General features: G+C 38.8%; 24 protein-coding genes and 1 other RNA gene. 18 read left to right on the top strand and 7 right to left on the bottom strand.

The features are described from left to right. The first annotated feature begins 88 nt into the window (after window positions 1-88). Window positions 89-373 carry a hypothetical protein gene (locus JWQ34_RS05800; RefSeq protein WP_299355297.1) on the top strand — a complete coding sequence of 95 codons (285 nt, stop codon included), beginning with the start codon at window positions 89-91 and terminating at the stop codon, window positions 371-373. Here the strand turns inward: JWQ34_RS05800 and dinB are convergent. Further along, window positions 370-1,554 carry a DNA polymerase IV gene (gene dinB / locus JWQ34_RS05795; protein ID WP_299355294.1) on the bottom strand — a complete coding sequence of 395 codons (1,185 nt, stop codon included), beginning with the start codon at window positions 1,552-1,554 and terminating at the stop codon, window positions 370-372. The two genes, JWQ34_RS05800 and dinB, sit on opposite strands and share 4 nt — an antisense overlap. Before the next feature lie 74 nt (window positions 1,555-1,628). Here dinB and JWQ34_RS05790 point away from each other — a divergent pair, with 74 nt between their 5' ends. From JWQ34_RS05790 to JWQ34_RS05745, 10 genes are all read left to right on the top strand, one after another. After that, window positions 1,629-2,246, top strand: coding sequence for a 2'-5' RNA ligase family protein (locus tag JWQ34_RS05790; RefSeq protein WP_299355291.1), 618 nt, complete (start codon window positions 1,629-1,631; stop codon window positions 2,244-2,246). A 138-nt stretch (window positions 2,247-2,384) separates the two neighbouring features. Next, window positions 2,385-2,483: signal recognition particle sRNA small type (gene ffs / locus JWQ34_RS05785), an RNA gene on the top strand. Between the two features lie 30 nt (window positions 2,484-2,513). Continuing rightward, complete coding sequence (locus JWQ34_RS05780; RefSeq protein ID WP_299355288.1) at window positions 2,514-3,470, top strand: YpdA family putative bacillithiol disulfide reductase; 957 nt, start codon at window positions 2,514-2,516, stop codon at window positions 3,468-3,470. 383 nt (window positions 3,471-3,853) lie between these two features. Next, complete coding sequence (locus tag JWQ34_RS05775) at window positions 3,854-4,531, top strand: GNAT family N-acetyltransferase (protein WP_299355285.1); 678 nt, start codon at window positions 3,854-3,856, stop codon at window positions 4,529-4,531. An 82-nt stretch (window positions 4,532-4,613) separates the two neighbouring features. Then, a complete protein-coding gene (gene argG / locus JWQ34_RS05770; protein WP_299355282.1) occupies window positions 4,614-5,810 on the top strand; it encodes an argininosuccinate synthase in 1,197 nt (398 codons plus the stop codon). After that, window positions 5,810-6,160 (top strand): cupin domain-containing protein, encoded by a 351-nt coding sequence (locus JWQ34_RS05765; protein WP_299355279.1) that lies wholly within the window; start codon window positions 5,810-5,812, stop codon window positions 6,158-6,160. Before argG ends, JWQ34_RS05765 begins: the two co-directional genes overlap by 1 nt. Next, window positions 6,138-7,136, top strand: a complete 999-nt coding sequence (gene argC, locus JWQ34_RS05760) for an N-acetyl-gamma-glutamyl-phosphate reductase (RefSeq protein ID WP_299355276.1) — start codon at window positions 6,138-6,140, stop codon at window positions 7,134-7,136. Before JWQ34_RS05765 ends, argC begins: the two co-directional genes overlap by 23 nt. Window positions 7,137-7,201: 65 nt before the next feature. After that, entirely contained in the window at window positions 7,202-8,329 is a 1,128-nt protein-coding gene (locus JWQ34_RS05755; RefSeq protein WP_299355273.1) for an aminotransferase class III-fold pyridoxal phosphate-dependent enzyme, read from the top strand. 177 nt (window positions 8,330-8,506) lie between these two features. Beyond that, entirely contained in the window at window positions 8,507-9,454 is a 948-nt protein-coding gene (locus tag JWQ34_RS05750) for an acetylornithine carbamoyltransferase (RefSeq protein WP_299355270.1), read from the top strand. Window positions 9,455-9,481: 27 nt separating this feature from the next. After that, a complete protein-coding gene (locus JWQ34_RS05745) occupies window positions 9,482-10,090 on the top strand; it encodes an FMN-binding negative transcriptional regulator (RefSeq protein ID WP_299355267.1) in 609 nt (202 codons plus the stop codon). Window position 10,091: 1 nt separating this feature from the next. Here JWQ34_RS05745 and JWQ34_RS05740 read toward each other — a convergent pair whose 3' ends face one another. Both JWQ34_RS05740 and JWQ34_RS05735 read right to left on the bottom strand, forming a co-directional pair. After that, window positions 10,092-11,342 (bottom strand): sodium:proton antiporter, encoded by a 1,251-nt coding sequence (locus tag JWQ34_RS05740; protein WP_299355264.1) that lies wholly within the window; start codon window positions 11,340-11,342, stop codon window positions 10,092-10,094. Between the two features lie 25 nt (window positions 11,343-11,367). Beyond that, complete coding sequence (locus JWQ34_RS05735) at window positions 11,368-12,663, bottom strand: NAD(P)/FAD-dependent oxidoreductase (RefSeq protein ID WP_299355259.1); 1,296 nt, start codon at window positions 12,661-12,663, stop codon at window positions 11,368-11,370. 332 nt (window positions 12,664-12,995) lie between these two features. Between JWQ34_RS05735 and argB the strand changes: the two genes are divergently transcribed. Continuing rightward, window positions 12,996-13,793 carry an acetylglutamate kinase gene (gene argB, locus JWQ34_RS05730; RefSeq protein ID WP_299355256.1) on the top strand — a complete coding sequence of 266 codons (798 nt, stop codon included), beginning with the start codon at window positions 12,996-12,998 and terminating at the stop codon, window positions 13,791-13,793. After that, window positions 13,790-14,608, top strand: a complete 819-nt coding sequence (proC, locus tag JWQ34_RS05725; protein WP_299355254.1) for a pyrroline-5-carboxylate reductase — start codon at window positions 13,790-13,792, stop codon at window positions 14,606-14,608. Before argB ends, proC begins: the two co-directional genes overlap by 4 nt. A gap of 2 nt (window positions 14,609-14,610) precedes the next feature. On the opposite strand, the gene JWQ34_RS05720 is transcribed toward proC, so the two are convergent. Together JWQ34_RS05720 and gpmA are read right to left on the bottom strand one after the other, a co-directional pair. After that, the gene (locus tag JWQ34_RS05720; RefSeq protein ID WP_299355251.1) at window positions 14,611-15,057 is read right to left on the bottom strand and encodes a nuclear transport factor 2 family protein; all 447 of its coding nucleotides are present in this window, start codon (window positions 15,055-15,057) and stop codon (window positions 14,611-14,613) included. 97 nt (window positions 15,058-15,154) lie between these two features. Next, a complete protein-coding gene (gene gpmA, locus JWQ34_RS05715) occupies window positions 15,155-15,841 on the bottom strand; it encodes a 2,3-diphosphoglycerate-dependent phosphoglycerate mutase (protein ID WP_299355248.1) in 687 nt (228 codons plus the stop codon). Between the two features lie 102 nt (window positions 15,842-15,943). On the opposite strand from gpmA, the gene JWQ34_RS05710 reads away from it, so the two are divergent. Both JWQ34_RS05710 and JWQ34_RS05705 read left to right on the top strand, forming a co-directional pair. Continuing rightward, window positions 15,944-16,528, top strand: a complete 585-nt coding sequence (locus JWQ34_RS05710) for an acetate uptake transporter (protein WP_299355245.1) — start codon at window positions 15,944-15,946, stop codon at window positions 16,526-16,528. A 9-nt stretch (window positions 16,529-16,537) separates the two neighbouring features. Next, complete coding sequence (locus JWQ34_RS05705; RefSeq protein ID WP_299355242.1) at window positions 16,538-16,918, top strand: SRPBCC family protein; 381 nt, start codon at window positions 16,538-16,540, stop codon at window positions 16,916-16,918. Between the two features lie 82 nt (window positions 16,919-17,000). Here JWQ34_RS05705 and JWQ34_RS05700 read toward each other — a convergent pair whose 3' ends face one another. Next, window positions 17,001-18,209, bottom strand: coding sequence for a hypothetical protein (locus JWQ34_RS05700; RefSeq protein WP_299355239.1), 1,209 nt, complete (start codon window positions 18,207-18,209; stop codon window positions 17,001-17,003). Between the two features lie 13 nt (window positions 18,210-18,222). Further along, window positions 18,223-20,793: a TonB-dependent receptor gene (locus tag JWQ34_RS05695; RefSeq protein ID WP_299355236.1), complete on the bottom strand. Its 2,571-nt coding sequence runs from the start codon at window positions 20,791-20,793 to the stop codon at window positions 18,223-18,225. 343 nt (window positions 20,794-21,136) lie between these two features. Here JWQ34_RS05695 and lpdA point away from each other — a divergent pair, with 343 nt between their 5' ends. From lpdA to JWQ34_RS05680, 3 genes are read left to right on the top strand one after another with little or no spacing between them, the layout of a single operon-like run. Then, window positions 21,137-22,522: a dihydrolipoyl dehydrogenase gene (lpdA, locus tag JWQ34_RS05690; RefSeq protein WP_299355232.1), complete on the top strand. Its 1,386-nt coding sequence runs from the start codon at window positions 21,137-21,139 to the stop codon at window positions 22,520-22,522. A gap of 46 nt (window positions 22,523-22,568) precedes the next feature. Further along, the gene (locus tag JWQ34_RS05685; RefSeq protein WP_299355229.1) at window positions 22,569-22,922 is read left to right on the top strand and encodes a four helix bundle protein; all 354 of its coding nucleotides are present in this window, start codon (window positions 22,569-22,571) and stop codon (window positions 22,920-22,922) included. 16 nt (window positions 22,923-22,938) lie between these two features. Next, window positions 22,939-23,778, top strand: a complete 840-nt coding sequence (locus JWQ34_RS05680; protein ID WP_299355225.1) for an MBL fold metallo-hydrolase — start codon at window positions 22,939-22,941, stop codon at window positions 23,776-23,778. The last annotated feature ends 82 nt before the right edge of the window (window positions 23,779-23,860 follow it).

The raw sequence follows: 23,860 nt of genomic DNA, 5'->3' as shown, positions 1-23,860 counted from the left end.
CGGGGCAATTAAAACATAAATACCTAAAACAGGTTTATCTAATTCCTGTTGATATAAAACTAGATAAATCATATTTAACACTCCAATTATGCTGCGTATCGCCATCCCATCAACAGGGCAATCAGAACTTACTTTTAATAGCTTCGAGAAATTCTCTGTTCCGTCGCCGCCAAATGGTGTGGATGCCGAGATAAATAATGAGGTAGTGTTATTGTTTGACGATGAACAACAAGCGGTTGAGTATGCCGAAAGCCTGTTTGAGGTAGGCAGCGACCTGGATAACGATAAAACGCCACAAAAATTAATAGTGAATGATATTGTAGGCGCTATCTACAATAATAATTTTGTAAGAAGCTATCGCGATGATCATTAATCCTTGAGGAACGGATTAAAATCCCTCGTTCCAATAGCCATGCCTGCCGCGCGGCATACGGTTTTTTCGCCAAATTTAAAGTTGATCTTATCCATGGCCTGGTATAGTTTAATGCGCTCTTCGTTATCCTCAAAAAGATTGATCTGATAGCTGCCCTGGCAAAGGTTGCTCAGTTTAACGCCTATTAGACGGATGGGGCGGTGCTGGTTCCACGCTTTTTTAAGCAGATTTTTTATACCGGGGATAAGGATATGCTCGGCAGCGGTGAGGGCAATTTTTTCTTGTACGGTATGGGTTTCGAAATTGGCGTAGCGTATTTTAATAGCCAGGCATGAGGCTACCTTATTTTCTTTACGCAGTTTGTAGGCTAACTCTTCGGTCATAGATACCAGCGAGGTTTCCAGAGTTTTAATATCAGTTACGTTTGTATGAAAGGTATTTTCTGTCGATATGGATTTGCGGTCGCTATGCGGGACAATTTCGCTTTCATCAATACCATTGGCACGCTCCCAAATGTAGCGGCCATGTTTACCAAAAACCGTTTCTAAAAATTTAAGGTCTACCCGTTGCAAGTCGCCAATTTTTTCAATGCCGAACTGGTAAAGCTTCTGACAGGTCTTCTCGCCCAGCATAGGTATTTTACGGATGGATAATGGTGCCATAAACTCTTTTTCCTTGCCCGGCTCAATTAAGAGTTGTCCGTTAGGTTTAGCCGCGTTGGTAGCCATTTTAGCCACAGTTTTACCAGATGCCATCCCGAAGGAAATTGGCAAACCGGTTTCCCTGGTAATACGTGCCCGCAGATCAGTAGCCAGTTGATAGCAATCATGGAAACGCTCCATGCCCGTCATATCAATATAAAACTCGTCTACCGATGTTTTTTGATATAGGGGCATACTGTCATGGATGATCTGGGTAACCTGCTTTGAAGCCTCGCTATAGCGCCCATGGCTGCCGCGGATAATAATAGCATGCGGGCAAAGTTTCATAGCCTGTTTCATTGGCATGGCAGAATGGATACCAAATTTACGTGCCTCATAACTGCATGATGCTACCACCCCCCTATCTGCCGAGCCGCCAATCAATACCGGCTTGCCGATAAGCTCCGGGTTAAACTTACGTTCTACCGAAACGAAGAAGGAATCAAGATCAATATGTACAATGCAGCGCTTTGCTTCCATAGCACAAATATAAAATAAATTTGCATAAATACTAAAAATATTAGTATTATTGTTTCCCATTAAATTTTAAGGCGATGAAAGGATATACAGATTTTTTAATGTTGCTCTCCCCTTCGGATAAGGTGAAAGCCGTGGTAAGTACACACAAATGTTATGCTGCTAATATTATTGGCAATTACGAGAGCATGCATTCAACAGCACATATCTCCATTAAAATGCTTCATCAGCAAAAAACCTTTTTAACCGAACCGGGGATATTGGCTTTTAGAAAAAGGCTATGTTTGATACCGCCTGTAACGCTTAGTATTGATGGCTTTGACTACTTTAACCACGGCGAAGAGTTTAAAACCATTTACGCCCGCATCCTCAGCACACCCGAAACAACCCATTGGTTTAAAAAGCTGAAACAACACCTGCATGTAAAAGAGTTTATGGTACCCCACATCACCATTTGCCGCAACATACCTGTTGTAGACTTTGATAAACTATGGCCGCACTTTAAAGCTATGGAGTGGAAAGAAACTTTTACCGTAAGCGCTCTAACCGTATTACAACGCGAAACCTTTGCCAGCTTCGCCAAATGGGAACCGTTTACCGAGTTACCCTTCGAAAGCAAAACCCAATATAGCCTGGCCCCACCAAAGCCATCACTGTTAAAGCCGATGAATAACCAGCAGATTAGTTTGTTTTAGGTTTACAATATCAACAGAACGTTAATCAGCTTGATTATTCATCAAAAACAAATCTTATAATCCTTTAATCCTAAGAATCTTAGTCATTTTTTAACAATTTATTAACCCAAAAACAAACCAATTGCTATATTTGCAGCGGGGTAAGTCTTTTACGGCCAGCTCCTCTTGAACTCCCCCAGGGTGGGAACACAGCAAGGGTAGAGAGTTGAGCGGCGCGATAAGAGTAGCTTACCCTTTTTTATTTTCTAATTTTTTGCCATTACAAGAATGCTCGATATCCTTATCATCGGCGGTGGCCCAATCGGAATAGCCTGCGGACTTAAAGCGAAAAAAGCAGGTTTAAGCTTTATTATTATAGAAAAAGGTTGCCTGGTAAACTCGCTATACAACTACCCTGCTACCATGACCTTCTTTTCTACATCAGAAAAATTGGAGATCGGTGGTATACCATTTGTAACCATCAGCAACAAACCTACCCGCGCCGAAGCTTTAGAGTATTATCGCCGTGTAGCAACATCAAATAACCTGCCCATTAATTTATTTGAAGAAGTTACCGCTATCGCACAGCAAAACAACGCTTATAACGTTACTACCAGCAAAGCTAGTTATCAAGCCAAGCGCATCATTATATCAACCGGATTTTATGATGTAGCCGTTAACCTTGACATCCCCGGCGAAGATCTGCCCAAAGTACAACATTATTATAAGGACCCTCACTTCTTTGCTATGCAAAAAATAGTGGTGGTAGGTTCAAGCAATTCGGCTATTGATGTGGCGCTGGAAACTTATCGTAAAGGTGCCGATGTTACTTTGGTAGTTCGTGGTGACGAAATAAGTCACCGGGTTAAATACTGGGTCAGACCAGATGTTATTAACCGAATTAAAGAAGGCAGCATAAAAGCCTATTTTAATTCAAACTTGCAAGCCATCCGCCAAATCGAAGTTGATATTGCGACACCTGAAGGTACTATAACCATTCCTAACGATTTTGTTATGGCGATGACGGGCTACAAACCCAATTTTGATCAGCTTAAAAAATGGGGTTTGATATTATCTGACGATAAATTCATTCCACAATACAACCCCGACACCATGGAAACCAACCTACCCGGCCTATACCTTGCAGGCGTAGTATGCGGCGGGCTGGATACGCACCTTTGGTTCATAGAAAACAGCCGAATACATGCGGATATGATAGTAGATGATATAGTGAATAAGTTGTGAGTTTGAACCATCCTAATACTAATGACTTAATGGCTAATGACGTAATGACAAAACACCAATATGTCATTAAATCATTTTTCTCTTGCATAAGTTAAATTTAATGCAAACTTTTGCATCAAATTTTAAATAAAGCAACATTATACTAAAATGATACTGCAAACCTTAAATAAGCCCACTGTCAGAGCAATTATTGCTCCGGTTGCCGCTGCTTTGGTTTCAACTGTTTTATTTACCCCATCACGACGAAGGCTATTTATCCCACGGGTTTAATTGCCAGCATACTCTATTGCCCGTCAACCGAAGTTTTTTAAACTTCTTCAACAAACATTATTAATTACTTTAGGCCAAAAGCCAAACTTTAACAGTAATTTTTTCTATTTACAATGACTATACAAGATTTTGATATTCAGGTTGCTACCGCCCAGCATGTAGACTTTGCGCCCGTCATTTGCGATGAGATGGCCGAGTCGGCAAAGGCACGGGGTACGGGCATAGCCCAGCGCACACCTGAGTATGTTGCCAACAAAATGTTGGAGGGTAAAGCTGTCATCGCTTTACATAAAGATGGTACCTGGGCAGGCTTTTGCTACATTGAAACCTGGAGCCATGGCGATTTTGTGGCCAACTCGGGTTTAATAGTAGCGCCCCAATACCGTAAAGCAGGTTTGGCTAAAGCTATTAAACATAAAATATTCGAGCTTTCAAGAACTAAATATCCTGAGGCTAAGCTATTTGGTTTAACTACCGGATTGGCGGTAATGAAGATCAACTCGGAGTTAGGTTATGAACCCGTTACCTATTCTGAACTTACCCAGGATGAAGAATTTTGGAAAGGCTGTCGTAGTTGTGTTAATTACGACATATTGACCATGAAGGAACGCAAAAATTGCATGTGTACCGCCATGCTTTTTGACCCGGTAGAGAAAGCTAAAGACGCCGAGAAGAAAAAAGAGCATGAAGATGATGATAAGCTTAAAAAGATAACACACAAAGCAACTTTATTTGAGCGTATTGAGAGTGCCATTAAAAATTTTGGACAAGATACTGCTAAAATATTTTAACACCGTAGAGACGTAATACTTTGCGTCTCTGAATAACATTTATAAGACGCAAAATATTGCGTCTCTACATCAGAAGAATACAATGGAAAAGAAAAAAGTAGTACTAGCATACAGTGGCGGTTTGGATACATCATTTTGCTGTATATATTTAACAAGAGATCTTGGTTATGAGGTACACTCGGTTATTGTAAATACCGGTGGCTTTAGTGCTGAAGAATTGAACCAGGTTGAAAAACGCGCTTACGAAATGGGTGTAACCTCACACCATGTAGTTGACGAGACCGAAAACTTTTATAATACCTGCGTACGCTATTTGATATATGGTAACGTATTAAAAAATAATACCTATCCGCTATCGGTAAGTGCCGAGCGTGTTAGCCAGGCTACTGCCATTGCTAACTACGCTAAAGAAATTGGTGCCGAGTTTGTTGCCCATGGCAGTACCGGTGCCGGTAATGACCAGGTAAGGTTTGATATGATATTTAATATCCTGGTACCAGAGGTGAAGATCATCACTCCTATCCGTGACCTGAAATTAAGTCGCGAAGCTGAGATTGAGTATTTGAAAAAGCACGGCGTTGAAATGAACTTCGAAAAAGCCAAATACTCTATCAACAAAGGTATCTGGGGTACATCAGTTGGGGGCAAAGAAACCTTAACTTCAAACCTGGGCCTACCTGAAGAAGCATGGCCTACACAGGTTACTGAAACCGAAGCAAAAGATATTGAGCTTACTTTTGAAAAAGGCGAATTGGTTGCCCTTAACGGCAAAAAGTACGATCATCCAACCCAGGTTATCCAGGCTTTACAAGCTATTGCTCAGCCTTATGGCATTGGCCGTGACATACATGTTGGTGATACCATAATCGGTATTAAGGGCCGTGTAGGTTTTGAGGCAGCTGCTCCAATGATCATTATAAAAGCGCACCATACGTTAGAAAAACATACCTTAACCAAATGGCAGTTAACATGGAAAGATCAGCTTTCTATGTTCTACGGTAATTGGCTGCATGAGGGCCAGTTTCATGACCCTATTATGCGTAACATGGAGGCTTTTTTAACCGATACACAGAAAAACGTGAGCGGTAAAGTATTTGTGCAATTGCACCCATATCGTTTCCAGGTAATTGGTATTGAGTCGGATCATGACTTGATGTCGAACAAATTTGGCACCTATGGCGAAATGAACAATTCATGGAGCGGCGATGATGTTAAAGGATTCTCCAAAATATTTGGCAACCAGGTAATGATCTACCATAAAGTAAACAGCGAAGGATAATGAATACGGTATTTTCAAAAGGCGAATGTTTAGAACATTATACCTGGGGTGATGATTGCCACGGGTGGACTTTTGTTGATACCGATGCACTATCTGTTAAACAAGAATTAATGCCCCCTGATACAGCCGAAAAGCTGCATTATCATGAGCTAGCTACCCAATTCTTTTTTATTTTAAAAGGACGGGCAAAGTTTACTATTGACGGTAGTGTCACCGAGTTAAGAGAGCAGCAGGCAATCCAGATCAACCCAAATCAAAAGCATTTTATAGCTAATGATCAAAATACAGACCTGGAGTTTATTTTATATTCTTATCCATCTACAAAAAATGACAGAATTGAAATCAAATAAAATAAAAGCCGGAATTATTGGCGGTGCAGGCTATACAGGCGGCGAAATGCTGCGGATATTGGTTAACCACCCCAATGTTGATATTGCCTTTGTAATTAGTACCAGTAACGCGGGTAACTATATTTATGATGTACATACCGATCTTTTTGGTGATACTGATCTAAAATTCACTGGCGAGCTATCAACCGATATAGACGTACTATTTTTATGTGTGGGACATGGCGATGCGAAGAAATTTTTAGATGCTAACGCGATACCCGATAGTGTAAAAATCATTGACTTGAGCCAGGACTTTAGATTAAGTGAAAATTCAAAAGTAAAAAGTAAAAACTTTGTATACGGTTTACCTGAGTTAAACAGGGATGCTATCAAATCGGCACAAAATATTGCTAATCCAGGTTGTTTTGCTACCTGTTTACAGTTGGGTTTATTGCCATTGGCATCCAAAGGATTATTAAATAGCGAAGTACATGTTTCTGCCACAACCGGCTCTACGGGTGCCGGGCAGAGCTTGGCAGCTACTTCGCATTTTACCTGGCGTAATGATAACCTATCGGTTTATAAAGTTTTTAATCACCAGCATTTAAATGAGATAGGCGAATCGTTAAAACAGCTACAGCCTGCTTTTAATCAAACTTTAAATTTTATTCCATACAGAGGCGATTTTACCAGAGGGATATTCGCATCAATTTATATGGATAGCGACCTATCAGAAGAAGAAGCATTAAAATTATTTAAGGACTTTTACGCCGGCCACCCGTTCACACATGTAACCATCCGGAATATAGACCTTAAACAAATAGTAAATACCAATAAAGTGTTTTTACAGGTTAAGAAATATGGTAATAAATTATTCATTATAAGCATGTTAGATAATTTACTTAAAGGTGCCTCTGGCCAGGCGGTTCAGAACATGAACTTGATGTTTGGCCTTGACGAGCGCGCAGGTCTACGATTGAAGGCGACAGGTTTTTAAGCCACCAGCCACCTTCGATCCGGGTTAATTAAGTATCTTAATTTTAATATCTTATCTAAATAAAAATGAAATTATTCAATGTATATCCAATCAATCCAATCAACATTGTAAAAGGCGTTGGCAGTTTGGTTTATGATGATAAAGGGCAAGAGTACCTTGACTTATATGGTGGCCATGCCGTTATTTCTATCGGCCATACTCACCCCCATTATGTAAGACGGTTGGAAGATCAACTACATAAAATCGGCTTCTATTCTAACTCTATCGAAATACCGCTACAGCAAGAATTGGCCGAGAAGCTGGGCCATGTATCAGGCAAAGAAGATTATCAGCTATTTTTAGTTAGTTCGGGAGCCGAGGCAAACGAGAATGCTTTAAAACTGGCATCTTTCTATAATGGTAAAAAGAAAGTTATTTGCTTTACCGGCGCTTTTCATGGCCGTACCTCATTAGCGGTTGCAGTTACTGATAACCCAAAGATCGTTGCCCCTATCAATGAAACGGACAATGTAATTAGATTGCCCTGGAAAGATGAAGCCGCGTTAGAGCAAGCTTTCGCGGATAACGAAGTATCCTCAATAATAATAGAAGGCATACAAGGCGTTGGCGGCATACAGGTAGCGCCTGAGAGTTTCCTGCAAAAGATCAGATCGCTTTGCGACAAATATAATGCCGTTTTTATAGCTGATACTGTACAATGTGGCTATGGCCGTACGGGTAAGTTTTACTCGCATGATTTTGCAGGAGTTAACGCCGATATTTATACTATGGCGAAAGGTATTGGCAATGGTTTCCCTATCGGGGCCATTAGCATATCGCCAAAAATCCAACCTGCTTATGGTATGCTGGGCACTACATTTGGCGGTAATCATTTGGCTTGCGCGGCTGCTTTAGCTGTATTAGAGGTTATGGAGCAGGATAACCTGATGCAAAACGCTGCCGAAGTTGGAGGCTATTTAATTGATGAGCTTAAAAAATTCAAGCAGGTTACTGAGGTACGTGGCCGGGGATTAATGATCGGCATTGACCTGCCTGCCGAATATGCCACCGCTAAAAAGGACTTGTTATTTAAACATCATATCTTTACTGGCGAAGCTAAACCAAATGTTATCAGGCTATTACCTGCTTTAAATTTAACTAAAGCGCATGCCGATAGGTTTTTAGAGGCTTTTACAACTGTACTCAATAAATAATAAATGTCATTTCGAGCGTAGCGAAAACTATTCTCTTGAGCGTAGCGAAAACTATTCTCTTGAGCGTAGCGAAAACTATTCTCTTGAGCGTAGCGAAAAAATCTATACACAAGCATATTTACCACCTATCGTGTATAGATCTCTCCCTTTGGTCGAGATGACAAAGAATATAATATTATGAAACTATTCTCTTCCGTAAACGACGTAACCGATATAAAAGCACTTGTTGCCGAAGCTTTAGCATTAAAGAAAGATCCGTATGCGCATCAGCACCTGGGTAAGAACAAAACTTTAGGTTTGGTTTTCTTGAATCCTAGCCTGCGCACCCGCATGAGTACCCAAAAAGCTGCTCTTAACTTGGGTATGAACGTAATGGTGCTTAACATAGATAAAGAAGGATGGGCGTTAGAGTTGCGTGATAATGTTGTAATGAACGGCACTACTGTTGAACATATCCGCGAAGCGGCAGCAGTTATGGGTCAATATGTTGATATTATTGGTGTTCGTTCTTTCCCGGGGTTAAAAGATCGTGAGGAAGATTATACGGAAGTTGTATTTAACAAGTTTGTTGAGTTTTGCGGTGTACCGTTGGTGAGCCTTGAATCAGCTACCCGCCACCCGTTGCAAAGCTTGGCTGATCTTGTCACGATTGAAGAGTTAAAAACAAAAGCGCGCCCAAAGGTGGTATTAACCTGGGCGCCGCATATAAAGCCTTTACCCCAAGCCGTACCAAACTCGTTTGCCGAATGGATGTGTAAGGCTGATGTCGATTTTACCATCACCCACCCTGCCGGGTACGAGCTTTGTACAGATTTTACACAAGGCGCAACCATCACCGCCAACCAGGACGAAGCTTTAGCTGGCGCTGATTTTATCTATGTAAAAAACTGGTCGGCTTACGAGCCTTATGGACAGATTTTCCCTGGCAATGAAGATTGGATGTTAACTAATGATAAGCTAAAGATCACTAATGATGCTAAGGTAATGCATTGCCTGCCCGTACGCCGTAATTTAGAGCTCTCTGCCGAAGTTTTAGACGGGCCGAGCTCCATTGTAGTGCATGAAGCCAGCAATCGCGTATGGGCCGCGCAAGCTGTTTTAAAGCAGATGCTGGAAGCTTTATAGGTTGCCTTAATTTTGACTCTTAACTAAATGTACATTCCAAAGCAATTTCTAATTACCGACCAGCAGGAAGCTATCAGCTTTATGCAGCGGTATAGTTTTGCTACCATAGTTACAGTTAGCGATGGAGTTCCATCTGCTACGCATTTGCCTTTTGTAGTTTCGCAGCGGGATGATAAAATTATACTGACATCGCATTTTGCCAAAGTAAATCCGCAGGCAGCGGAGATATTAAATGGTAAACCGTTAGTTATATTTATTGAGCCGCATGCTTATATCTCGCCAAAACATTACGAAACCGAGCAGAGCGTACCTACCTGGAACTATATTGCGATACATGCTTACGGAACCACCACTTTAATTGAAAACCCTGAACAAAAAGCAGAATTACTGGAACATACTATCCAATTTTACGAGGCTGATTATTTAAAACAGTGGGCCGCTCTACCACAGGATTTTAAATTGAATATGATGAAAGGAATCACCGGCTTTGAAATTGTTGTTGATGAACTACAGGGAAAGAAAAAACTAAGTCAAAATAAAACCGAAAAGGAAAGAGACAACATCATCAATGAGTTAAGCAATAAACCTGATTCTAACGAAAAAGAAATTGCTGCTTATATGAGTAAGTTAAAGTAGACTATTTTTCTTCTTCTTTTGGTATAGATGCATCAATAACCTTGTTTAAGGTTAGTCCCTGAACCACAACAGAGAATATCACTATAAAATAAGCGCCTGCCAATATAATATGTCGGTATGGGCTATAGGGTAATGACAATGCTAATGCAATAGAAATACCTCCGCGCAAACCGGCCCAGGTTAAAATATTAATGTTTTTTATATTGTTGCTAACTATCTTTTTGAAAAACGCGAGTGGTATCATAATGCTAAGCCATCGGGCTATTAATATCACAACTATACTCACCCCTCCTATAAGCCAATAATTATTTAGGTATGGCAGGTTGGTCATTTGCAGGCCTATCATCACAAACAAAATAGTGTTCAACATTTCATCTATCAACTGCCAAAATTTCTCTAATGCCTGGTGTGAATGCTCGGTACTATCAATGTTTATAGTTTGATTACCTGCAAACAGACCCGCGCTAACTACAGCCAGAGGGATAGAAAAATGCAGAAACGTAGCTACTACAGATATACTCATCACCAACGCTAACGAAACCAGTACAATGGTCTGAAAATCGGTTATTGTTTTCATTAACCTGAAAGCAATAAAACCAAATACAACACCTAAAATAATCCCTCCAAAAACCTCCCGTACAAATAAAAGGGCCGTCTTTGCAAAATCCAGGTTATCACCGCCCGACTCGGTAAATTCCAGTATTGTAACAAATAATACCAGCCCAATACCATCATTAAACAAAGATTCGCCCGAAATTATGGTTTCCAGGTTTACAGGCAGTCTGGAGTTTTTGATAATGGCACCCACAGCAACCGGGTCTGTAGGCGATATCAATGCGCCAAATAAGAAACAATAGACCAGTGGGATATGGATATGGAACAAAATGGTTACCCCATAAAACAACCCGCCAAATATGACGGTAGATAATATAACTCCGATAGTGCTTAACATAAATACAGGGCGCATTTCTTTTTTTAAACGCTTGGTATTTAAGGAAAATGACCCCGAAAACAGTAGGAAACCCAACATGATATTTAGAACCGTCCGCGAAAAATTAATGTTTTTTGCCAAAATGGTAAGGTATCGTGCTATGCTTGGATTTAGAGAATCAACAATTATAGTTATTACCGATATTACTATAGCAATGGTTACAATGCCAATTGTACCGGGCAGTTTAATAAAACGTACATTAATGTAAGAGTAAAAAGCACTTACAATAACCAATAAAGCAATTATAACAAACAAGTCCATGGGGGTATAATATAGCTTTATTAATTTATTTTTCGGGTTCAACCGTTCGGGTATCGCGGTTAAAACTGCGGATTATTAAACGGTTATCACTGTTCTTTGTAAAATAGTTGATCATCCAGGTTAATATAACCGATGTTTTATTAGAGAAACCAGCCAACGAAAGTATATGCACAAAGCCCCATAACAACCAGGCAAAAAATCCCTGGAAATGTAGTTTCCCTAAATCGGCTACTGCTTTGTTGCGGCCAATGGTTGCTAATGTGCCTTTATCATGATATTTAAATGGTTCTGTTGGTTGATTGTTAACAATATGCACCAGGTTTTTTGCCAGCCATGCGCCTTGTTGTATTGCCGCTGGCGCAACACCTGGATGGCCGTTAGGATATTCATCACTGATAATTGCCGATACATCGCCTATGGCAAAAATATTTTGATAGCCCTTAATCCGGCTTATATCATCCGTTTCAATACGCGCCCCTCTTACTAAAGTAGCATTAGTAATTCCTGCCGGTACCTCGCCCATTACCCCTGCCGCCCAAAATACGTTGCGGGTTTTTAGTATCATGCCATCGTCAATCTTCAGGGTTAAGCCATCATAGCTTTCAACATGCACACTATTGTAGATCATTACATCATTAGCTGCCAAAAATTGTTTAGCTTTTTTCGATGCTCCGTCTGACATCGCTGCCAATAACCTATCTTTCCCTTCTATTAGGTAAACTTTCATATCATGCTTACTCAAGCCATGATAATCTTTTTCTAATATCAAATGCCGCATTTCACCTAATGCGCCTGCAAGTTCAACACCTGTTGGGCCGCCACCAACTACTACAAAGGTCATTAAGGCATCCTTCTCGTCTTTATCTGTAGTAACCATAGCTTTTTCCAGATGCTGTAAGGTAAATCCGCGCAGATTCAGCGCTTCGGGAACATTCTTCATTGGCATAACACAGCTTTCCAGATCTTTATTGCCAAAAAAATTGGTGTTTGATCCGGTTGCAATAACCAGGTAATCGTAGTTAATTTCGCCAATGCTTGTGCTAACAGTATTGGCTTCAGCATTAATAGTTTCTACATGGGCCAGATTAAAGCTAAAATTATTCTGGTAAGTAAATATCCTGCGGATAGGGAAAGCGATAGAATCTGCCGGGATAGCACCCATTGCTACCTGGTACAGCAATGGCTGGAAAGTATGATAGTTATGTTTATCCAGCATCAGTACATCAACCGGCGCGTCTTTAAGTTTTTTTGCTAATTGGAGTCCTGCAAATCCTCCGCCGACAATTACTATGCGTGGCCTACTACTTTTTTGTTGATCCATTTATTATTAATATGCCATAAACTTAGTATTTAAACCGCATTTTTCATTAACAAACATGCAAGGCATATTGCTATAACCCATCAACATTAATAATGCCAAATTGTGTGTTTTATAAAAGGCTGTACACAGTATCAAAAAATAGAAGAGATGTTTTAATTATTAATTGAGTTGGTAGATAAAATAGCAAACATATTAGTTGTAATACGACTGGAGCTAAGCGATTATCTAAGTTTATTATCAATTAATTGCTTTTTACGGCTAAATATTACAAATAAACACATCATTTTGACCAATAATTAGTTATTTTTGCAACAAATTATCGAATACTAACCATGAAATCCTTACATATCATTAAAATTGGTGGAAATGTTATCGATAATTCAGAAAATCTGTATAATTTTTTAAAGGATTTCACTGCGCTTGACGGATATAAGATATTGGTGCATGGTGGCGGTAAGGTAGCCACTCAATTATCAGAAACATTAGGCATTGAGGCTAAGCTGGTTGATGGCCGCCGTATTACCGACATTGAAACACTACGAGTAGTAACCATGGTTTATGGTGGTTTGATCAATAAAAATATTGTAGCGCAACTACAGCGTTTTGGTACTAATGCTATTGGGTTAACCGGGGCTGATGGTAATTTTATACGTACCAACAAACGCCCTGTTAAAACAATAGACTATGGTTTTGTGGGTGATATTGATGAAAAATCAATAGATGCTAAAGGCATCGGCAAGTTAATGGACGCGGGCTTTACTCCTGTTTTTTGCGCGTTAACACACGATGGAGAGGGCCAGTTATTAAATACCAATGCAGATACAATTGCATCCGCTTTAGCAGTGGCTTTGTCTGATCTGTTTGAAACTACATTGATATACTGTTTTGAAAAGAAAGGTGTGTTAATGGATGTTAACGATGATGATTCCATATTAAGAGATATTGACCCGATTAGATACGAAGAGTTAAAAAAGAAACAGATAATTCACAGCGGCATGCTGCCTAAACTGGAAAACGCCTTTACAGCAATAGCCTGTGGTGTTAAAGCGGTAGTAATAGGCCACTCTGGTGATTTAGGCGAACTTAAAAAAAGCAAGCCATTTGGAACAAGATTAAGTAGAACGATATGAATACGCAACAACATATTGCCATTTTAGGCAGCGGTAACATTGGTTTATCATTAGCTAAGGGCCTGGTAAAGTCAGGTATATGCAAACCACAGCAAATAACTTTAACGCGCCGTAATATAGACGCGCTTGAAGAATATGTGGCTATTGGTTATCAAACTACCAATAACAACACAAAGGCAGCAAAAAAAGCCGATATAGTTATACTGGCTGTATTACCCCAGCAGCTTAACAAGTTACTAAATGAGATTAAACCTGCGATAAAATCAGAAAAACAGTTTTTGGTTTCGGTTATATCAGGTGTTAGTTGCGAGGATATTCGCCAGCAATTAGAACTTAATGTGCAGGTTATAAGGGCCATGCCTAATACAGCCATCGCCATTGGCGACTCAATGACCTGTATCGCTACAGATAACGGCACCGTCAAAAATGTTAACCTGGTTAAATCATTATTTGATACTGTTGGTGTAACCATACAAATTAATGAGGAGTTAATGACAGCCGCTACCGCGCTTTGTGCGTGCGGGATAGCATTTTTCTTACGCTCGGTACGCGCGGCATCACAAGGTGGTACAGAAATTGGCTTCCATGCACAGGACGCGCTTAAAATGGCAGCTCAAACGGCTAAAGGTGCAGCTAATCTGCTCTTGCAATTATCATCACACCCCGAGCAGGAAATTGATAAGGTAACATCGCCAAAGGGTTGTACCATTGCCGGTTTGAATGAAATGGAACATAACGGCTTTAGTTCGGCAATGATCAAAGGAATTAAACTATCTGCAGAAAAAGCAGGCGATCTCTATAAAAACGACAACTAATTTTATTTGGGCTGATTAGGTAATTTATAACCCTGCCTTGCATACAGCAACCATTTACCATTTATCTTTTTCCATACCTGTAAAACACCCAGGAATATGGTATTTGTCTTTCCGTTTTCGTTGGTATCTGCTATAAACTTGTGTCTTACTATAGCGGTATTACCATCAACAGATATTTTTTGGTCTTTTATATCAATTTTAGTAAAAACAGATTTCCCTGTTACCAGCGCGTCAATAAACTGTGCTTTGGTTTGTGTAAAATCAACCGAATGTCCGTAACTTAATTGATCCGCAGTAACATCATTAAGGGCCGCCCTATCGCCGGCAATCATTGCTTTACGCAATACTTCAACCTGGCTTATTATGGTTTTTTCATCAGCACTTTGAGCAAACGTAGCAACAGTGGTAAAAAAAGAAAATATAAATATTAATACGGTTAGCTTTTTCATTGGCTTTTAGATGTTATTATAAAAGCGAATGTAGTTTGCAGGATGCAGATTACAAACCCTATAACACTTTTAAAATGTAACAAATAAGTTACTATTATTAAAGATAATAATGCTTTATTTGGTTCAAACCAGCATCCAATTCATATACCAAAGGTGCGGCGGTTGGTATCTCCAGTTTGGTAACGTCTTCATCTGTAAGATTATCAATATATTTAATAAGGGCGCGTAAGCTATTACCATGTGCGCAAATAATTACTTTTTCATTCCTCTGTAGGGCCGGTACAATACTTTCATTCCAGAATGGCAGTACCCTGTCTATCGTTTGGCTTAAATTTTCTGTTAATGGTAGCTCTTGTTCGGTTAGGTCTTTGTATCTGATATCATGACCGGGATAACGCTCATCTTCCTTAGTAACAGGCGGCGGGTCCTCATTTGGGTACCTGCGCCATTTTTGCACTTGTTCCGCGCCGTATTTGGCAATAGTTTCTTCTTTGTTTAGTCCTTGTAAAGCCCCGTAAAATCGCTCATTTAATCGCCATGTTTTTTGGATGGGTATCCATAAATGATCCAACTCTTCCAGTACAATGTGTAATGTTTTAATAGATCTTTTTAGTACCGATGTAAAGCCAATATCAAAGTTATATGCATGTTCTTTTAGCAGTTGCCCGGCCCGTTTAGCCTGCTCATACCCTTCTGCAGAAAGATCGACATCTGTCCAGCCTGTAAAGCGGTTTTCCTGGTTCCACACACTTTCGCCATGGCGTATCAATACTAGTTTTTGCATAGCGTAGGGTAAACGTTAAAGTTATAAATCGGTTTTAATATTTGTAAATGATTATAAATCATTTAAATTGCATTTATAAATCAATTATAAACTAAACACTTTATGACAACAATTGCACCTGTTAAGGATGGCATTGCCAATCCTGCTCCATTGGGGCTATGCGCCTTTGGTATGACTACCGTTTTATTAAATATTCACAATGCCGGTTTTTTCGAAATGAATTCCATGATATTGGCTATGGGCATTTTTTATGGCGGGCTGGCACAAGTAATTGCCGGTATAATTGAAGCTAAAAAGAACAACACCTTTGGCTTAACCGCGTTTACATCATACGGTTTCTTTTGGCTATCATTAGTAGGATTAATTGTATTGCCTAAATTAGGCTGGGTAGCTGCACCTGCCGGTAATGCTATGGTGGCTTACCTGGTAATATGGGGATTGTTTACTTTCCTGCTATTTTTTGGCACTTTAAAATTAAACCGCGCGTTACAATTTGTTTTTGGCTCGTTAACCATATTATTTGCTTTATTAGCTATTGGAGATGCAACCGAAAACAAAAGTATTACTCACTTAGCAGGATACGAAGGCATAATTTGTGGCGCCTCTGCAATTTATACCGGCATTGCCCAGGTACTTAATGAAGTTTATAGCAAAACTGTATTACCAATTGGCCCTGTAAATAGCTAAATTGCGCAGGTGAAAGATTTTAAAAAATATTATATAATACCGGCCACGCCCGATGAAGTTTATTTAGCATTAACCAATCCGCTTACCATTGAATTATGGACTGGTGATTCGGCAACAATGTCGACAGAAGCTGGTTCAGAATTTTCTATGTGGGACGGTAGTATTGTCGGCAAGAATATTGAGTTTGAACCTGGCAAAAAAATAGTGCAGCAATGGTATTTTGACGGACAGCCCGAAGAATCAATTGTCACCATTAAACTACACGCTGATAAGGCGGGTACATCTGTAGAGTTAAGGCATACTAATATCCCCGATGAGAGCTATGATGATTTTGTTGACGGATGGAATAACAGCTACTTTGATGCTTTAATAGATTTTTACAACGGGTAAGGAAAACACAAACATTATTTAAACAAAGAAAGCCGCTCAATTTGGGCGGCTTTCTTTGTTTATTTTTAATGGTATATATTATTTATGGAACATACACGAATGCAGTACCATCATATTTAAATGTTTTGGTAACATTTGAAGTTACACCTTTAAAATATTGAAGATAAGTAATTACAAATTTCTGATCGGCAACAGCGGTAGTATAAGTATGCTGTAAGAAAGTAATTATCGCACCCTGGATATCTGTATCGCTCCAGTAGGTTGCATCTGTAGTAGCACTTACGTTAAAATCAGGGAATGAAACAATATTGGCCCTGCCAGCAACTGAACCAGCTGTGGTATTGTTACCCATATATTTATAGTCGGCACTAAGTAACGTATAATTTACTGTGTTATCGGCAATCCATATACCATTAGTTTTTGTAAACGTAAGCGGAGATGATAATATAGGTGTAGTTACCCAGTTATTACCATCAAAGGTCAATATCATTACTTTTTGATAAGTAGTTAAATATCTGTAGTTTACATATTTAATATCACCATATTTAGCTGTTGCCATAACAGCGACATCTGCTTTTAAATAAGCATTTAAATAAGATGGGATATTAGCTGCATCATTAGCTACAAACCAACTATTTAAACCATTACCTGTAGTTGTGTATTGTGCTGTTGATACACGATATATTTTTGTCCAGGCACCGTTAGCATATAAAAACGCATCAGTTGTAAGCGTACCTGATCCGGCAGTTTTACCAGATTCAAAATACAGATAAGTTAATACTCTTATCGAATTTTCAGGAAGAGGTACTTGATATTTATATTTCAACCAGTTTATTACTGCAGTAGCGCTAAGATCTGAGAATGTATTACCCGCAGCACCATTATAGGCCGGGAATACATAATCATTTGTAGGCGTAGTTTGTAATGTTATCGCTGTAGTAGCATTTAATGAATCAGCCAATGTAATACTAGTTGGGGTTATTCCATAAGTTACTACTACTGATGATTTGTCAACAGCTGTAGGATATTTCTTACCCAAAACTATTGGAACATCTGCTTTTGCATCATCAAGAGTTTTAAAGCTTAACGCTGTTTTTGCATAATCAGTTAAAAATCCATAATCTGCGGCAGTTAAAGTAATATTTAAAGCTAATGGTGCAGGGCCTTTTAAAGTATTATTAGCAGGCGTAGGCAATGCATCAATATCTTTATACGTTTTATCCAGTGGATTACAAGCGGTAAAACTTACCACCGCCACTATAAATGATAGTAAATAATAAATTCTTTTCATATTATATTTTTTTTTAAAATTTAATTTTTAGAGAAGTTCCAAACGTTCTGCCATATCCAAAATAAACGTTAGCATTCTGAGGCAGGCCTTTTGGTGCTGCTGAGACACTACCATCATTAGCATCAGATATATATTTAGTATTTAAAAGATTGGTAACATTACCAACTAATGAGCCATCAAGGCCAGCTATTTTAAATTTCAAAACAGCGTTAACATTTAGCAGGTTATAAGTAGGTATTTTCCAAGGAGTTAAGCCCGCTGTTTGTATTGTATTAAAAAAGAAATTAGACGTATAGTTACCATTATAAAAATAATCGGCACCTACTCTAAAGTCACTTAAAACATCAATATCAGCACCTATATGTGCTTGAGTTTGCGGGGCATCTCCTACTTTCAATCCCTTAATTAATACAGCCGGATAACTACCTCCAACAACTGGTTGGTTCTGATCATTTAAAACCTGCACTGGCCCGCTGTTTGAAGAATAATGCCAATCACCAACTGAAAGTGATCCATTAATGGTTACTTGTCTTACAGGTTTAAATTTCAATTCAAGTTCACCACCTTGGTGTAATTCATTAACACCCGAAATATTTATGCTATAGATAATACCAGTAGTTCCATCAGGCGGGGTAGCTTGAGTAAACGCACGGTTCATGTATGAAGATCTGTAGAAATTCAAGTTAGCGCTAAAGTTAGACGTTTTGTAGCCATAACCTAATTCATAGCTAAATAATTTCTCTGGAACTGTGCTTTTATTGATATCGTTTTTAAAGTTTATGAATACGTTGTCAAAATATGGCGGTTTAGTAATATAACCAATATTCGCAAAAATATTCATGTTTTCATTAATGTTATAGTTAGCACCGCCTTTTGCCTGATAGGTAAAAAAGCTTACCCATGGGCTATGTTGCTTAGGATCACTATCTAAATAAGTAAAGTAGTCATTTCTTTGGTCCCTGCTCTCAGTTCCTGACAAGGTGATAAAGGCCGAAAGATCATTCTTAACATATTCTGATTGTAAAAACGCTCCTCCAGAAAGAATATCATCTACGTTATAAAATGATATCTTATCACCTGTAACAGCGTGATTGTTTGGCGCGTTTTTATTATTATTATCCAATACATATCCTGCACCCAACAAGTTATTAACTTTTGTAAAGTGTGTGCCTTCGTAATCTTTCAAATCAATACCTGCCGATAAGTTAATATCATTGGTAAGCTGGGTATTAAAAGTGCTTCTTACACCGTACCAATGATGATCGTTTTCTGATGTTTTTATATAATTGGTAGCAGCACCATCAACAGTAGCGGCATTAGTTTTAGCAATAGCGGTTAAATCAAACGGAGAGTAATCATATAGTCCATTAGTATTTCCGTTAATATGAGGAGTGCTTGCGTTGTTAGTTGCCAATGAAACTCCTCCCCCGGTACCATATGTTGCATATAGTACTGTAGATAAAGATGACTTATCATTAATTACCCAGCTATGGTTTAACGATGCTAACGGCTTGCTGAAATAGTTTTGATACGGATCATAAGGTTGTCCATTTAAAACACCTGCGTCAGGGTTATATCTAATACCTTGTGGAGCGTGCTCAATAACATAGATAGGCGCGTTAAACCTGGTATTATGCTTTTGTGATGCTCCCATTAAGCTAAAAGATATTGTTTGCGTTGCCGATAATACTTTTGAAAGGTTAAAAAAGTAGTTATAGTTTAAAAACTCTGTATTGTCAACATGATAATTACCTTCTGTTTTGCTTCCCTGGAAAGTTGCAGCCCATCCACTCGGTGTTAAACCGGTAGATATTAATGCACCAAATTTAGAATATCCATCACTTCCGATACCACTAAAAACATAACCACCTTTTACTGCGTCAGTATTACGGGTAGTAATATTAATAGTACCACCAAAAGATGGAACAATAATTTTTGCAGCACCTAAGCCACGTTGTACCTGGAAAGAAGTGGTTACATCAGAAAGTCCTGTAAAATCAGACCAATAAGTGTTACCATTCTCCATGTCATTAACAGGTATACCGTTTATAGTCATCGCAACGTTACCGTTTTTTGAGGTACTTGAGAAACCACGGATGCTTACCCTTGAATCTCCGTAACCTGATGTGTTTGAAGTCATAACACCCGGCACAACTGCCAATAACGCAGGGAGATCCTGTGTTCCTATTTTTTCTTCAATAGTTCTGGCATTAATTGTAGTAACAGCTATAGGTGTACGCCTGTCAATGGCTACATCACCGGTTATAGTAACCTCTTTCACAGAAGATGAGGCTGGGTCAAGAAAAATATCTCCAAGATTTTTCCCTGTTACTGTTACTTCCTTTGATACATAACCAATGTATGAAAATACTAATATACTACCACCTGGGGCAGTAATTTTAAAAGAGCCATCAAGAGCCGCTGTTGTAGCATTGGTGGTACCTTTTACTAATACAGAAGCACCAATAAGTGATTCTTTGGTTTGTGCATCAAGCAACTTGCCTCTTATCACCGAACCATCTTGTGCAAGCACAGCACCGGTTGTTAAAAAGCTGATAAATAATAATAGTAAATACTTCCTCATACGTGAATTTGTTTTTAATGTACGTTAATTAAAAAATGCAAGGGCAAATATAAATTATACCCTACTCTTTATTGTTAAGTTAGTGTTAACAATTATAGATATTTATTATGTTTTTATCAACACTTTACAATATATAAAGATAAATGCAAAATTATACGCGTCAATAAATGCAAAATTGACATCATTTTATAATTTTTTTCCTTTGAGTTAATCCATGGTATTCCTAGAATATATAGACATTATATGATATTATAATGATGTAATTATATTATCCTTATTTTCTCCTTTCAGCCCTTTTACTTAGCTTTGGCTTTCATAAAAATAAAGAACAGATCATACGGATATGAATTACGATGTAATTGTTATAGGGTCTGGCCCGGGTGGCTATGTAGCTGCTATACGTGCCTCCCAATTGGGTTTAAAAACTGCTATAGTCGAAAAAGAAAACCTGGGTGGTATTTGCCTTAACTGGGGCTGCATACCTACCAAAGCATTATTAAAAAGCGCGCAGGTGTTTGAATATATTAACCATGCTGCTGATTATGGTATAAAAGTAAATACTGGTGAGGTTGATTTTGAAGGCGTTATTAAAAGGAGCCGGGGCGTTGCAGATGGCATGAGCAAGGGCGTGCAGTTTTTAATGAAGAAAAACAAAATAGACGTGTTGATGGGTACGGGTAAATTAAAAAGCAAGGGCATTGTTGAAGTAAAAAACAATGATGGTGCAAAAGAATTTACTGCAAAACATATTATCTTGGCTACCGGCGGACGCTCACGCGAGTTGCCTAACATTAAGCAAGACTTTAAAAAGGTTATCGGATATCGCCAAGCTATGATATTGCCTAAAAAACCGGCATCAATGATTGTTGTAGGATCAGGCGCCATAGGTATTGAGTTTGCTTATTTCTACATCTCATTTGGTACAAAGGTTACCGTTGTTGAGTATTTGGATAATATCGTTCCGTTAGAGGACGAAGAAATTTCAAAACAACTGGGGCGTATCCTTAAAAAACAAGGCATCAATATCATGACCGGCTCAAATGTTGAATCGGTTGATACCAGCGGCGAGGGTTGTAAGGTAACAGTTAAAACAGCTACAGGCACTGAAGTATTAGAAGCTGAAATTGTATTATCCGCTGTTGGTATATCAACTAATATTGAAGGTATTGGCCTTGAAGAAAATGGTGTTAAAACCGATAAAGGCAAAGTTTTGGTTGACGATTTTTATCGCACCAACATTGAAGGTGTTTATGCTATTGGCGATATTGTTAAAGGCCAGGCACTTGCCCACGTTGCATCAGCCGAAGGCATTATTTGTGTTGAAAAAATTGCCGGCTTAAAACCAGAGCCGTTAGATTATAACAACATACCGGGTTGTACTTATTGCAGCCCAGAAATTGCTTCTGTAGGTTATACAGAAAAAGCTGCTAAAGAAGCCGGCTACGAAATCAAAGTAGGTAAGTTCCCGTTCTCTGCATCAGGCAAAGCAAGTGCTGCAGGTGCTAAAGATGGTTTTGTTAAAGTAATATTTGATGCTAAATATGGCGAGTTTTTAGGAGCGCACATGTTAGGCTTTAACGTTACCGAAATGATTGCCGAAGTGGTTACCGCGCGTAAACTGGAAGCTACCGGCCATGAGATCATAAAATCTGTACACCCACACCCTACCATGAGCGAGGCTTTAATGGAAGCTGCGGCTGATGCATATGGCGAATGTATACACTTATAGTTGATGGTTAATAGTTAATGGTTAATGGTTCATAGCTTTTTGTTTTATGGCTTTTAGGTTTGAAGACTTACTTGTTTGGCAAAGAGCTATGGACCTCAATGATAAAATTAATGTTCTGGTTAAATCCTTTCCTAAGGATGAACTTTTCATATTAACCTCTCAGATTAAAAGAGCTTCGGATTCTGTTGTATTAAATATCGCTGAAGGTTCAACGGGTCAAACTACACCCGTTTTTAAAAACTTTTTAAATTACTCTTTGCGTTCCGCTATAGAAGTTGTTAGTTGTTTAATCATGGCGAGACGAAGAGATTATATTTCTGACGTTACGTTTAAACCACTTTATGATGAGCATGAAATTTTGGTCAAAATGATAACCGCTCTTAGAAACTCTCTCGATTAACAATGAACCATCAACTATGAACCTCTTCACTATTAACACCGGATTTTTCAAGCTTGATGGCGGCGCTATGTTTGGCGTTGTACCAAAAGCCATCTGGAACAAAACCAATCCGGCTGATGCAAACAATCTTTGCACCTGGGCCATGCGTTGCTTATTAATTGAAGATGGCAAACGCTTAATATTGATTGACACCGGCATAGGCAACAAGCAGGACGAAAAGTTTTTTAGTCATTATTATTTGCATGGCGATGCTACTATGGATAGCTCATTAGCCTCGTTTGGTTTAAACAGAGATGATATAACAGATGTATTTTTAACGCACTTACATTTTGATCATGTTGGCGGTGCTGTAATGCGCGATGGAGAAAAATTGGTTCCAGTTTTTAAAAATGCAACTTATTGGAGTAATACAAAACATTGGAATTGGGCCGTAAACCCAAACGAGAGGGAGAAAGCATCATTTTTAAAAGAGAATATATTGCCGATACAAGAAAGCGGGCAGTTAAAGTTTATTGATGCTCATGACAATGTAAAATTCACTAATGAGATAAGCGTAAGGTTTGTATACGGGCATACGGAATCAATGATGTTACCGTTAATAAATTATAAAGGAAAGCAAATATTGTACATGGCAGATCTTTTGCCATCTGTAGGGCACCTGCCATTACCCTATGTTATGGCGTATGATATGTTTCCATTACAAACCTTAACAGAAAAAAAAATATTTTTGAACGAGGCTGTTTCTAAAGACTATATTTTATTTTTAGAACACGACCCAATTAATGAATGTTGCACTTTGCAATTAACTGAAAAAGGCGTACGTTTAAACCAAACTTTTAAACTAAGTGACATATAAAGTACGCCACAAAAACCATGCAATTAATTACTGATTATGAATAATATGTAATCTTTTTTTTGTACTTAAATATAGGCAAACT

The sequence above is a fragment of the Mucilaginibacter sp. genome (assembly GCF_028288185.1).
Lineage (GTDB): Bacteria > Bacteroidota > Bacteroidia > Sphingobacteriales > Sphingobacteriaceae > Mucilaginibacter.
This window is presented reverse-complemented; position numbering and strand designations above follow the sequence as displayed.

What these genes read in the sequence shown, in the direction of transcription:
- JWQ34_RS05800 (WP_299355297.1), top strand. Translation starts at nt 89, where the DNA reads ATGCTGCGTATCGCCATCCCATCAACAGGGCAATCAGAACTTACTTTT.
- dinB (WP_299355294.1), bottom strand. Translation starts at nt 1,554, where the DNA reads ATGGAAGCAAAGCGCTGCATTGTACATATTGATCTTGATTCCTTCTTC.
- JWQ34_RS05790 (WP_299355291.1), top strand. Translation starts at nt 1,629, where the DNA reads ATGAAAGGATATACAGATTTTTTAATGTTGCTCTCCCCTTCGGATAAG.
- JWQ34_RS05780 (WP_299355288.1), top strand. Translation starts at nt 2,514, where the DNA reads ATGCTCGATATCCTTATCATCGGCGGTGGCCCAATCGGAATAGCCTGC.
- JWQ34_RS05775 (WP_299355285.1), top strand. Translation starts at nt 3,854, where the DNA reads ATGACTATACAAGATTTTGATATTCAGGTTGCTACCGCCCAGCATGTA.
- argG (WP_299355282.1), top strand. Translation starts at nt 4,614, where the DNA reads ATGGAAAAGAAAAAAGTAGTACTAGCATACAGTGGCGGTTTGGATACA.
- JWQ34_RS05765 (WP_299355279.1), top strand. Translation starts at nt 5,810, where the DNA reads ATGAATACGGTATTTTCAAAAGGCGAATGTTTAGAACATTATACCTGG.
- argC (WP_299355276.1), top strand. Translation starts at nt 6,138, where the DNA reads ATGACAGAATTGAAATCAAATAAAATAAAAGCCGGAATTATTGGCGGT.
- JWQ34_RS05755 (WP_299355273.1), top strand. Translation starts at nt 7,202, where the DNA reads ATGAAATTATTCAATGTATATCCAATCAATCCAATCAACATTGTAAAA.
- JWQ34_RS05750 (WP_299355270.1), top strand. Translation starts at nt 8,507, where the DNA reads ATGAAACTATTCTCTTCCGTAAACGACGTAACCGATATAAAAGCACTT.
- JWQ34_RS05745 (WP_299355267.1), top strand. Translation starts at nt 9,482, where the DNA reads ATGTACATTCCAAAGCAATTTCTAATTACCGACCAGCAGGAAGCTATC.
- JWQ34_RS05740 (WP_299355264.1), bottom strand. Translation starts at nt 11,342, where the DNA reads ATGGACTTGTTTGTTATAATTGCTTTATTGGTTATTGTAAGTGCTTTT.
- JWQ34_RS05735 (WP_299355259.1), bottom strand. Translation starts at nt 12,663, where the DNA reads ATGGATCAACAAAAAAGTAGTAGGCCACGCATAGTAATTGTCGGCGGA.
- argB (WP_299355256.1), top strand. Translation starts at nt 12,996, where the DNA reads ATGAAATCCTTACATATCATTAAAATTGGTGGAAATGTTATCGATAAT.
- proC (WP_299355254.1), top strand. Translation starts at nt 13,790, where the DNA reads ATGAATACGCAACAACATATTGCCATTTTAGGCAGCGGTAACATTGGT.
- JWQ34_RS05720 (WP_299355251.1), bottom strand. Translation starts at nt 15,057, where the DNA reads ATGAAAAAGCTAACCGTATTAATATTTATATTTTCTTTTTTTACCACT.
- gpmA (WP_299355248.1), bottom strand. Translation starts at nt 15,841, where the DNA reads ATGCAAAAACTAGTATTGATACGCCATGGCGAAAGTGTGTGGAACCAG.
- JWQ34_RS05710 (WP_299355245.1), top strand. Translation starts at nt 15,944, where the DNA reads ATGACAACAATTGCACCTGTTAAGGATGGCATTGCCAATCCTGCTCCA.
- JWQ34_RS05700 (WP_299355239.1), bottom strand. Translation starts at nt 18,209, where the DNA reads ATGAAAAGAATTTATTATTTACTATCATTTATAGTGGCGGTGGTAAGT.
- JWQ34_RS05695 (WP_299355236.1), bottom strand. Translation starts at nt 20,793, where the DNA reads ATGAGGAAGTATTTACTATTATTATTTATCAGCTTTTTAACAACCGGT.
- lpdA (WP_299355232.1), top strand. Translation starts at nt 21,137, where the DNA reads ATGAATTACGATGTAATTGTTATAGGGTCTGGCCCGGGTGGCTATGTA.
- JWQ34_RS05685 (WP_299355229.1), top strand. Translation starts at nt 22,569, where the DNA reads ATGGCTTTTAGGTTTGAAGACTTACTTGTTTGGCAAAGAGCTATGGAC.
- JWQ34_RS05680 (WP_299355225.1), top strand. Translation starts at nt 22,939, where the DNA reads ATGAACCTCTTCACTATTAACACCGGATTTTTCAAGCTTGATGGCGGC.